The 11,440-nt window shown below is 37.3% G+C and carries 12 protein-coding genes; 3 read left to right on the top strand and 9 right to left on the bottom strand.

Going from position 1 to position 11,440, the window contains the following annotated elements:
* Window positions 1-456 precede the first annotated feature (456 nt).
* From ACTQZM_RS10825 to ACTQZM_RS10805, 5 genes are all read right to left on the bottom strand, one after another.
* A complete protein-coding gene (locus ACTQZM_RS10825) occupies window positions 457-1,302 on the bottom strand; it encodes an Rpn family recombination-promoting nuclease/putative transposase (RefSeq protein ID WP_441653774.1) in 846 nt (281 codons plus the stop codon).
* A gap of 510 nt (window positions 1,303-1,812) precedes the next feature.
* Window positions 1,813-2,553, bottom strand: coding sequence for a 3-oxoacyl-ACP reductase (locus ACTQZM_RS10820; RefSeq protein WP_441653773.1), 741 nt, complete (start codon window positions 2,551-2,553; stop codon window positions 1,813-1,815).
* Window positions 2,550-2,780, bottom strand: a complete 231-nt coding sequence (locus tag ACTQZM_RS10815; protein ID WP_441653772.1) for a DUF2829 domain-containing protein — start codon at window positions 2,778-2,780, stop codon at window positions 2,550-2,552. Before ACTQZM_RS10815 ends, ACTQZM_RS10820 begins: the two co-directional genes overlap by 4 nt.
* Before the next feature lies 1 nt (window position 2,781).
* Window positions 2,782-3,492 (bottom strand): O-methyltransferase, encoded by a 711-nt coding sequence (locus ACTQZM_RS10810; protein WP_441653771.1) that lies wholly within the window; start codon window positions 3,490-3,492, stop codon window positions 2,782-2,784.
* A gap of 185 nt (window positions 3,493-3,677) precedes the next feature.
* Complete coding sequence (locus ACTQZM_RS10805) at window positions 3,678-4,694, bottom strand: Gfo/Idh/MocA family oxidoreductase (RefSeq protein WP_441653770.1); 1,017 nt, start codon at window positions 4,692-4,694, stop codon at window positions 3,678-3,680.
* A gap of 336 nt (window positions 4,695-5,030) precedes the next feature.
* On the opposite strand from ACTQZM_RS10805, the gene ACTQZM_RS10800 reads away from it, so the two are divergent.
* On the top strand, window positions 5,031-5,924 hold the full coding sequence (locus ACTQZM_RS10800) for a MurR/RpiR family transcriptional regulator (protein WP_441653769.1): 894 nt from the start codon (window positions 5,031-5,033) through the stop codon (window positions 5,922-5,924).
* An 86-nt stretch (window positions 5,925-6,010) separates the two neighbouring features.
* On the opposite strand, the gene mgtE is transcribed toward ACTQZM_RS10800, so the two are convergent.
* The 4 genes from mgtE to ACTQZM_RS10780 form a co-directional block, all read right to left on the bottom strand.
* Window positions 6,011-7,381, bottom strand: coding sequence for a magnesium transporter (gene mgtE / locus ACTQZM_RS10795; RefSeq protein WP_248624406.1), 1,371 nt, complete (start codon window positions 7,379-7,381; stop codon window positions 6,011-6,013).
* 82 nt (window positions 7,382-7,463) lie between these two features.
* A complete protein-coding gene (locus tag ACTQZM_RS10790; RefSeq protein ID WP_441653768.1) occupies window positions 7,464-8,360 on the bottom strand; it encodes an RluA family pseudouridine synthase in 897 nt (298 codons plus the stop codon).
* Entirely contained in the window at window positions 8,360-9,166 is an 807-nt protein-coding gene (locus ACTQZM_RS10785) for an NAD kinase (RefSeq protein ID WP_248624408.1), read from the bottom strand. The genes ACTQZM_RS10790 and ACTQZM_RS10785 overlap by 1 nt, the downstream gene beginning before the upstream one ends.
* Window positions 9,167-9,176: 10 nt before the next feature.
* Window positions 9,177-9,908 carry a GTP pyrophosphokinase gene (locus ACTQZM_RS10780; RefSeq protein WP_287853437.1) on the bottom strand — a complete coding sequence of 244 codons (732 nt, stop codon included), beginning with the start codon at window positions 9,906-9,908 and terminating at the stop codon, window positions 9,177-9,179.
* Between the two features lie 161 nt (window positions 9,909-10,069).
* Between ACTQZM_RS10780 and ACTQZM_RS10775 the strand changes: the two genes are divergently transcribed.
* On the top strand, window positions 10,070-10,642 hold the full coding sequence (locus ACTQZM_RS10775) for a CYTH domain-containing protein (protein WP_441653767.1): 573 nt from the start codon (window positions 10,070-10,072) through the stop codon (window positions 10,640-10,642).
* An 80-nt stretch (window positions 10,643-10,722) separates the two neighbouring features.
* Window positions 10,723-11,316 (top strand): DsbA family protein, encoded by a 594-nt coding sequence (locus tag ACTQZM_RS10770; protein WP_441653766.1) that lies wholly within the window; start codon window positions 10,723-10,725, stop codon window positions 11,314-11,316.
* Window positions 11,317-11,440 lie beyond the last annotated feature (124 nt).

The following is an 11,440-nucleotide window of genomic DNA, read 5'->3' as shown; positions in this document are numbered from 1 at the left end:
TTAAGATAAGCATTTACAACTTGCTTTTTAAACTCAAAAGAATATTTGGACATAAAAATACCGACCTCCAATTGTTAGATTTTATGGTCTAACTTTTGGGGGTCGGTACAATTTGTATCTAATTCCATTTTATATCACTCATTTCTAATATAGACTGATTATAAAATAGAACGAAATAAAAAAAACAATATAATGTATTGTCGGTCTTCGAGTTACCAACAGTAACCCTCATACCGAATGGCATTCATCACCCCCCTATAGAGGATGGGCGACTTCTGCCTGAATTACGTTAAATTTTGAGCCATTTCCTTACTAACTTCACGTCTTGCTTCTCCATATCCTTCTTTGAATCCTAGTCTACGTTCGTCTAGAAGTCTTGTTGCGTAGTCCATCAGTTCTCGCCTCTTTTCTGAATCTTGGTTATCGCAATCCATTATTTAATATAGACGATATTGCTTACTCGTTTTCTTCTACGTCATCAATCATTTGCTGGATTTCTTCATCGGTAAGTTTGCCTTTATACACATTTTTGACAAATTGAAAAATAAAACTAGGCTCAGCTTTCTTCGCTTTGAATTCAATAATTATATTTCGTACTCCTTCTTGTCTTTCTTCTATTCTTCCTTCTTTAATTCCAATTAAGCGTTCATCTTTAAGTCTTGTTTCGTAGTCCATTAACTCTCGCCTCTTTTCTGGATTTTGGTTATAATAATCAATTTCCTTCATTAACTTACTTGCTAGTGAATTGGTTTGATTTGGTTTTTGATTCATCACATCAATAATTCCTGCCAAATCACTTGATACTTCACCTTTCGTACCTTTAGCGTTGATAAAAAGTACATGTGATTGTGTATCTAAGCGCAAATCACGGATACTGTCTTCATATTGATGAAATTGGTAGCGGCGTAATCCATAGCCAAACGGATCAAACGCACATAAGAAAATAACAAAACTTTCTTTCAACTCATGGAAGGTTTGTCCTTTCGTTAAGGTTTCATTATCAATTTGTGATTGATAATATCTAGTACGTTTTCCTAAATCACCGGTATTTTCCACCTGCATTTCAATATCATAGTAACGTTTTTGATCATCTTGCACCACGGCATCGAATCGAACACCGCGAGCGGAGGTTACTGGGGTAATATCGTGCTGGGCCTCTTTGTGAACAATGCTAGTAATGTTTCGTTCAGGCAAAATCGCACGGATAATCGCTAAACAGTTCTCATCGCTTTTCATAATCCAACCAAAGATGATATCATTGGTTAGCCCAAAATACACCTGGTTTTTATTTTCTTTTTTCATGGAAATATCCTTTCTTCCTCCACAAATTTATTATACTATAAAACCTTTTCAATGAATATTAAAAGGAGCATGAACAGTCAAACCAGCAAGGGAGATACCAATGTGTAAACAAGATAATTGATACTGTTTTGCACTCAAAAAATTCGAAAAACTTCTAGCATAATATTGGAGATAATAAATTCTGACGTCGAGTTTAAACCATTCATAAATCATAAGTTTTGCCTCTACTTATTAAATACGCAAAATTTCCACAAAAGCGCGAAAAAACCTCCCAAAATTTTGGAAGGCGTGTTAATTTATTTTCATATTTTAGACATGCACTTTCTGTTTCTTTGTTTCACATACAACACTTTTGAACGACCATCAAACACAGCTATTCGTTAGCGCGCAAGGCTTACGGCGATTTTTACAACTTACAACTGTCAAACACGAGATTATGCTACTTTACAAGCTAAGGTACAAAAACAACCCACAAAAGTAGCTAATCTACCTTTGTGGGTTGAAAATATTTTATTTGATCGTCCAGCCGCCATCAAAAGGAACAATGGCACCGTGAAGATAATTACTTTTTTCACTGGCTAAAAACAAAGTAAGCTCGGCAACTTCAGCAGGTTGGGCCCAACGTTTCACAGGAGTTTCCTCTGCGACCCATTTTGCCATCGCACCATCGCCTGCAAAATCAGCTGCATTCATTGGTGTTTGAATCGCACCTGGAGCAATGGCCTTCACAGAAATATGGTCTTTACCGTGATCATATGCAAGTTGTTTGGTCAATCCGGCAATGGCATGCTTAGAAGCAGTATAGCTCACACCGCCACCACCTGCGACAAGACTAGCAACCGAGGCCATATTAATAATTACGCCGCCACCAGCTTGTATCATTTGCGGAATAACTAGCTTACAAAAATAAAACATACTATCCAAATTTGTCCGCAATACTTGATGCCACTGATCGATTGAAGTCTCAGCTATGGTTGCATAATTATCTAGGACACCTGCCGTATTTAGCAAAATATCGACTTCGCCAAAATGTTGACAGCACTTTTCTACGGCTTTTTTACAGACTTGACTATCGCTCACATCCCCTTGAAAATATACAAAGCGAGGACTATCCGCAAGATTTTTCGGCATTTCTTGACAATCCACCCCAAAAACTTTGGCACCATTAGCTAGAAAAATCTTCGCCTGCGCCAAACCAATGCCCGATGCTACCCCTGTGACAAGCACGACTTTTTCTTTAAATTCACTCATTTGGCATATTCCACAATTTGCCAGTCGTCAGCTAAAATATCACAAACTGTTGGGGCAAAACTTGAAAATCCTTCATCTGAGGTTTTGATTAATAAATAGGGTGTCACTGGTGATTCATCATAGGTTTGTCCTGATATTAAAGTGACATATAATTCATAACCACTCCAGCCTTGACGAATGATTTTCGCCCCTTTTTTTAATTCTGGCAATACTTCTTCAAATGTCATGTTATCCTTCCTCCGATATCCGTAATGTTGTGGCATCTATTTCATCCACTTCTTTGGTAATCAAAGCAATACCATCCCCTAAAGGTACAAGTGAAGTCGTTAAATCGGGGTGGGTATTAATCACTTGTAAAAATTCATTTAGTTTACGATGAATGGCACGTTTCCCACGAGGAATGCTTTCATAAGGATCTAAAATGGTGCCTCCTTGGAAGATATCATCCACCAGCAAGACGCCACCTTTTTTCAATAACCGTAAACACTCTGGCAAGAACTCGATGTATTTTGACTTCGCACTATCCATAAAAATAAAATCATATGGACCCGTCAATGTTGGTAAAATATCCGCCGCTTGACCTTCCAAAAGTGTGACTTTATCGGTTAAGCCAAGACGTTCGTAAGTTTTTTTAGCTTTTTCAATCATTACATCGAAGCGATCAATGGTAGTCACATGCCCATTTTCACCAACAAATTGTGCCATTAAACTAGAAGAGAAACCAATCGCACAACCAATCTCTAAAATATTTTGTGGTTTGATTTGACCCAGTAAAAATTGCATAAAGACCACGGTTTCATGCGGAATAATTGGCACTTCTTGTTCATTGGCCTCACGTTCGACCTCGCCTAACTCACCGGCCAAAGGTTTTTGTGCCGTTCTTAGGTATTGGACTAATTCTTTCATCACCACAGGACGGTGCATCATTTCATTTCTCAAATCATTTATTCCTTTCCTTTGATTATCAACTTCCTCCATTATAACGAACGACGTGTTTCTTTACAACAGTCATAAACAATCCTGGGAAGCTGAGAAATGCCTAAAAAATAGACAAAGCCTTTTATGTCAGGAAAAAACATAAAAGGCTCTGTCAATGGCTAGTAGTATATAATTTAAATCTGAAATTACGAAAGCTGATGGATAGCAGCCTCTAATAATTTCATTTGAAACAGCGTTTCTTCATCTTTTACGATTTTGTCTTTACCTAGAACGATAGTATCATAAAGTGCTTCGTAAAAACGGCTATAATCGCCTACTTCTGAGATGACTTTTTCTTCATGGTAGTTGCCACAGTCATCTACATAAGTTAAAGTGCCATAATGCTCTGGTAAATCAATCCCAAAATCAGGATGAGTCGGCATATAAAACATCTTCAAGTGCTCTTCTTGTCGGTCTTTAGTTTCTTTGACAAACATCCCCTTCGTCCCATACACGATGAAACTTGGGCGTGGTTTGATTCGGAAATAACTAGATTTAACCGACACTTTTAGCTGACCATAGTATAAATCAAGGTCAAAATAATCATTCATGCGGTCTTCACCGAGTAATTGGCGGACCTCAGTATGTACTTCATCGGGTTCACCAAAATACGAAATAACCTGGTCAAGTGTGTGGCAAGCATGGCCATATAAAAAACTCTCTGCTATCGAAAATTGCGTTGACGCAAGTGGTACTTCTGGACGGAAATAATCATAATGCATTTCCAACTCCAATAAATCCCCAATTTTTCCACTTTCAATCACTTTTTGCACCGTTAAGAAGTCAGAATCAAAACGGCGATTTTGATAGCACTGGATGAAAAGACCTCTTTCATTCGCTAGTCGAAATAATTCTTCCGCCTCAGCATAATTTAAGGAAAAGGGCTTTTCCACCAAAACGTTCTTTCCATGTAACAAGCAATCTTTAGCCAATGGATAGTGCGTTGCATTTGGTGTAGTAATAATGACAAGTTGAATTTCATCATCTTGATAAATGTCTTCAATATCTGTCGTATACTTCACACCATCAATAGCCGACCATTCTTGAGATAAATGTCTGGCATAAATCGTTTTAACACGAATCTTATCGCTTTGTTTAAAAGCATAAGGTAAGTGATAGCGATTGGTACTTTTTCCATTTCCAATATATGCTACTGTTAACATGAAAAAACCCTCCCATTCCGAAAATGATTATAGCGAAGAGCAAGTGGTACAGACAATTATTTATTATCGTTTCGGCAATATCTTTCAAAAAACTTGTATAGATAGGCTCTATATGTGAACATTTTGTTCAAATTTTTCTTAGGTATTAATCTGTTCATTTTTTCACTTTCTAACCAAATTTATATAAAACAAATATTATTATATATACTAGTAAAACCTTTTACAATTTTTCTAAAAAGTTTCACAAATTATTGTAATAACACTTGTTGTTGCTTTGGTTTTTTCACAAAGTATGCTATAATGAGACGAGAATATTTATGAATGAGGGAGATTTATATGTTTTTGCTCGATAAATTACAAGCAACGAACAACCTAACTACAAATGAACAGCGTATCACAGACTTTATTTTGAATCATATTGATGAAATTCCACAAATGACCATTGAAGACTTAGCTAAAAAAACCTACACCTCTCACTCTGCTATCGTACGTCTAGCCAAAAAACTTGATTATGATGGATTTAAGGAACTTAAAGCAGAAATTGTTGAAATTGTTTATCGAAATTTGCACAAAATCGATAATGTAAATGCAAATTTTCCCTTTGATCCTGGCGATAATTCTGAGGTCATCGCCAAGAAAATGGCTACGTTATATACAGAGACCATCCAACGAACAGTCGTGCAATTAAACTACCCACAATTGGAACAAATTGCAAAAGTCATGTTGAAGGCCAATCGCATATTTATTTTTGCCCAAGGTGACACACAGATTCGTTGTCGCGGCTTTCAAAATAAGTTAATAAAGATTAATAAATTCCCTATTATTGGAGAAGAATATGCCGATGAGGATTGGGTAGCTGCAAATGTAACGCAAGAAGATTGTGTATTGATTTTGTCTTATAGTGGACGTATTAAACAATATGAACGCTTTTTACAACTTTTTCACGATAACAAGATCAAAAGTATCCTGATTACCGGCAATGCCAAAGGTACGCTAAATAAACTAGCTGATTATGTACAAGTCGTAACACAAACAGAATACGACTTTTGGAAGATTGGGACTTTTTCTTCACAAGTGGCATTCCAGTATATTTTAGATACATTATTTTCGATTATGTACAGTCAAAATTATCAAAATAATGTAGTAAATCTGAAAAATAAATTTCAGCTATTAAGAAAAGGCCAACTCGCCGGTGAAATTCTTTCTGAAAATGAACAATTTAATAAGTAAATAATCCTCTCTTTCTATACTAAATAATTTTAGCGTAGGAAGGGAGGATTTATTTTTCATCAAGTAAATGGTGTTGATTTATCTGGCTATTTCATAAAATATTGCATGAAAAGGCTGGCGATATTGAAATATATTAACACACTGGTCAAGTCAGATAATGTTGAAATAAAGGGACCACTTGCTACAGCTGGATCGAATCCAAGTTTATCCATTAACATTGGAATAAAGGTACCAGCTAGATTAGCCACCGTAATGGCACACATCATCGCAATCCCAATGACAAAACCTAAAATTGGATTGTGTTTCCAAACGGCGACTAAGGCAAAAATCACAATCCCAGTAATCAAACCGATAATTAAACCAGTAATTAATTCACTAATTACAGTAATTAAAAAACTACGATCTTTATCTTCAGGCATCGCAATTCGGCGAACTGCAACGGCTAGTGCTTGAGTCCCTGCATTTCCGGCTGTACCGGTAATCAATGAGATAAATACCGCTAAGATACTGGCTTCACTAACCAACTCTTCATAACGATTAATCATCGTAGCAGTGATCATCCCCAAGAATAACAAAGCAATCAACCAAGGCAAACGGCGACTGGCTGCTTTTAGGGGATTTTCATCCACTTCTTCAACGTTAACGGCCGCCAAACCTGAATAATCAGCAGTGGCTTCATCATCGATAACATCAATGATATCGTCAACAGTAACAATTCCGACTAAATGATCTTCATAATCAACAACCGGCAAAGCTAAGAAGTCATAATCACGGAAAGTTTGCGCAACATCTTCTTGGTCATCACCAACATGCACACTTCGCACCCGCTCACTCATCACATCTGCAATCAACGCGTCATCATCATTGACAATCAGATCACGTAAGGAAATAACCCCAACTAGATGATCTTCGGCGTCTACCACATATATGTAGTAAATCGTTTCGGCCACTTTGGCTTCTGATTTTAAGACATACATCGCTGAACGCACGGTTTGATTTGCGACAATCGAAACATATTCGGTCGTCATAATCGATCCAGCGGTTTCATCTTCATAATGTAATAATTCACGAATTTCGCTGGCCACTTCTTTTTCCATTAATGATAAATACATCGCCATCTGCTTTTTATCTAATGTATTTAAGATATCCACGGCATTATCGCTATACATCTCAGATAGCATGTTGGCCGCATAACTTGGACGCATCTCCGCAAGATAATCACTCATATTGTCATTATCTTCTTCTAAAACGTCAAACATATCCGCCATTTCTTTAGGAGACAGTAAAGAGTACAGCATCAGGCGTTCCTCGGTTGTCAGCGATTGATAGAATTGTCCTTGTTCATAGTAGTGCATCTCAAGAAAATCATTTCTAAATTCCTGAATCTCATTGGCAAGTAATTCTTCTTTCAAACGTTCGAAACGATTTTGTAATTCTTGTTCTAATGTTTCTTCCACTGTTCTCACCTCATTTTTCTTATATCATAGGCGACATCTTTCGTGGACAGCTAAACATTTAACTGCTCACGAAAAATTCGCATTATTTGATTGTTTGCGCTAAATCTGCCATATCTTGGGGTAGCGCTTGGGTAAAGTGTAAAACTTTTTGCGTAAAAGGATGGGTAAATTGTAATTCGTAACAATGTAAGGCTTGGCGGTTCATCGTTTCATCGACTAGACCACCATATAATTCATCGCCACGTAATGGACAACCAATTGCTGCAAAATGTACCCGAATCTGATGGGTACGGCCGGTATGAAGTTGAATATCAACCAAAGCCAGCTCTTGGTTGCGTTTTTCTAACCAGTATTCGGTTTTGGCTTGCTTACCCGAGTCATCAATTTTCCGTTTTAAAAGCGAATCATAGTCTCTTGCAATCGGCAAATCAATTAATGCATGGTTTTGTAATTGCGCAATATTTCCGGTAACTAAAGCTTGGTATCTCTTCACAAATTGCTTATTGCGCAACTGGACATCAAGTTTGGCATGGGCAAATCCGTGTTTGGCAAAGACCATTAAACCAGAAGTATCGCGATCTAATCTCGTGACGACATGGATGACTTGATTAGCATAATTTTGTTGCTTGTAATAAGCTTTCACGCGGTTAGCCATCGTACCATTGGGATGATACTGTGCCGGAATACTTGCGACATTGGCTGGTTTATTGACGACCAAAAGATGCGCATCTTCATAAACGATATCAATCGGCGTTTCATCTAACAGTACGGTTTCATGCTCGCCTTCATCAGGAATGGTAATTTGCACGACATCCTGGGCTTTGAGCTGATATAAGACGTTTTCGATTTGGCCATTAACCGCAATTTGTCCCCCTTGAAACTTAATTTTTGCCAATAATCCTTTGGAGATACCTTGTTCTTTGAGAAAATATTTAAGCTGTTGGCCTGCTGTTTTTTCATAAATATATTGAAATTGCATTATACCTCTCCAATAAAGGAATCACGTACTCGGCGCCAAAAATGCGTATGACGATATGATGCAAAGTGAATCCGTTCTTTAGCTATTTTGTAAATGATGCATTTAACTTGAGTCTGCTCTAAGGCTAACTGGTCAATAGTAATCGTGTAGTGCGTTTCATCATTGATTGCTGGCAAGTCTAATTCCACCCATTCAGTCGGCGATAAGACAATCGGCGAGCCTAATGTACGAAAGACGCGATTATTCAAAGATGCAATCTCGGTTAGTTGCATCGCATTAATTCGCGGATGTAACACGGCACCACCAATACTTTTATTATAAGCGGTTGAACCAGTTGGCGTGGCGACCGATAAGCCATCCCCACGAAACTTTTCAAATAATTCATCTTTAATATAGACATCCGCCTCTAAGGTTTGGGTACTACGGCGGATAGTTGATTCATTCAAGGCCAAAAAGTGTTGACTCGGCTTGCCATTGCGATAATGAATCGTCACATCTAACAAAGGATAACTAATGGCCTTCTCTTCTTGCGTACAAAGTGAATCCACTAGTTCATCTAACTCATAATCGCGCCAATCTGTATAAAAGCCCAAATGACCGGTATGCACCCCTAAAAAGCGCACTTGATCGAGTTTATGATTATATAAGTGAAAAGCAGATAATAAAGTACCATCCCCACCTACTGTAATCACTAACTCAGGATCTTCTTGGTCAAGTTGATAATGCGCCTTTTGTAATAATTCACGTAATTTTGCCGCTACTTCTAGAGATAATGCTTCTTTATTATGAATAATCGCTACCCGCATAAGCCCCCTCCTATTCTTCTTTTTCTGCTGAATCTTCCACTGTAGTTAAAAAGTCTTCCTCTAATTCTTGATCGAGACTACCAAAGTCAGCATGGTCTAGCTTGGTCGTTGTTTCTACTGGTCCTCGCATGCCTTGAGAAAAGAGTCTTTGCGCTTCTTGGATTTCTTCTCGGATACTTGACATTTCCTCATCCAACAAATAGGCTGCCTCGGCTGCTCTTTGTAGACGCTGGCCGATTTCTTCAGGGAACACGCCTTGATATTTATAGTTCAGTGAATGTTCAATGGTCGCCCAAAAGTTCATCGCTAAGGTACGAATTTGAATTTCGGCTAAGAGTGTTTTTTCACCATCCACCATTTGTAGCGGATATTCTATGACCAAATGATAGGAACGATAACCACTTGCTTTTTTATTGGTGATATAATCACGCTCGATAATCACTTTCATATCTCTGCGTGCCCGTAATAATTCGACAACAGTATGGATATCTTCTACAAACTGACACATAATGCGCAGTCCAGCAATATCTGACATCTCTTCTTCTAAACGATCTAAAGGAATACCACGTAATTGTGACTTAGCTAAAATACTTTCAACTGGTTTTACTCGCCCAGTCACAAATTCTATCGGTACATGTTGCTTTTGATCTCTAAATTGTTTACGAATGCCACGTAATTTTACTTTTAATTCACTCACCGCTTGTTCATACGGTGCTAAAAAATCATTCCAATTACGATTCATTTGCACACCTACCTTTAAAAAGTCCACTCTTCTGATTATAACATACAAAAAGATTCAACCATAGTGTAAAAAAACGCAATTAAGAGAATTTTTCCATGTTATTTCTAACTGGACGAACCACTACCATCTTTGTATAATGCAGATGAAGAAAGGTGGAAATTATGACAGAACAAATCGAGATTGAATATAAAACTTTATTAACTAATACGCAATTTTCTGCAATTAAAGCAAAATATGCACCTGGGAAAAATGCCTTTGTGCAGGAAAATTATTATTTTGATACCCCTGATTTTCGCTTAAAGCAACTGCAGTGTGGTCTACGCATCCGTATATTTGAAGATAGTGCGGAATGTACATTGAAAACGCCACTTAAAGAAGGATTACTTGAGACAACCGACCATTTATCTTTGGAACAAGCGCAAACTTTACTTCAAACCCAAACCATCTTACCTCATGGCAGTGTGGCGCAAAAATTAGTGCAACTAGGTATCCAACCAGACCAAGTTCGCTTATTAGCCGACTTAAAGACTGCCCGTATTCAAATCGACTTACCGATTGGTGAATTAGCTCTGGATGAAAGTTGGTATGGTAAGTGTCATGATTATGAACTCGAACTTGAAGTCACTGATGCAACCAAGGGAAAGGTTGATTTTCTCAATTTATTAGCTGAGTTTGAAATTAGTTATCAGCCAGCAAAAAACAAAATTATCCGAGCGTTTGAAGCTATTGTGTAAAGACATACAAGCCTTTTATTTTCATTTTCAGAAAATATTTGTTAGAGTGAAGGTAGCTAGTAGTATTGGAGGAGATTTTTTTGAATGAGGTTTATCTCTTTATTAATCCTCTGGAATCATCTTTGACGCAATTAATGCCCTATTTTACTTATTTTCGTCAAATTTATCAGGAAAAAGCTCGTTTACAAGTGGTTCCATTGGTTAATTTAAAGATTATTCGTGATTATTTACGTATACATCAATTACCCTTACACTTTGAACAACAAAATACCACTTTCCAAGCGGCTTATCAGTTAGCTTTAGATTTTAAAGCAGCACAACTTCAAGGAAAGAAATATGCCCGTCAATTTTTATGTCAAATGAAAAGGTGTATGGAAGACGGCTATTCTTTTGAGTTGGCTAATCAAATTTTTCAGGAATTGTCAGCGGATTTTGAGATGTTTGCTGAAGATCGTCAGTCGGATTTATGTAAGCAGCTTTTCTTACAAGATCAACAACTAGCCTGTGAGATGAAAGTAAAAACTGTTGATACACTGACTTGGTTTAATTATCAATACGATCAAAAATATGGCTATCTGATTGAAGGCTTGGATAATATCAAACGTCTACCAGAATTTATTCAACCCGAAAAAAGCGGCAAAATTACTTATCTAGATTGGCGCGCCTATAAATAAAAAAGATGCACAAAATGTACCGACCCCCAAAAGTTAGACCATAAAATCTAACAATTGGAGGTCGGTATTTTTATGGCTAAATACAGTTATGAACTAAAAAAGAAAGTTGTTAATGCATACTTAG

This window comes from Enterococcus cecorum, from assembly GCF_052119425.1.
GTDB lineage: Bacteria > Bacillota > Bacilli > Lactobacillales > Enterococcaceae > Enterococcus_E > Enterococcus_E cecorum_C.
Note: the sequence above shows the minus strand (reverse complement) of the source record. Positions and strands in the feature narration are given on the sequence as shown.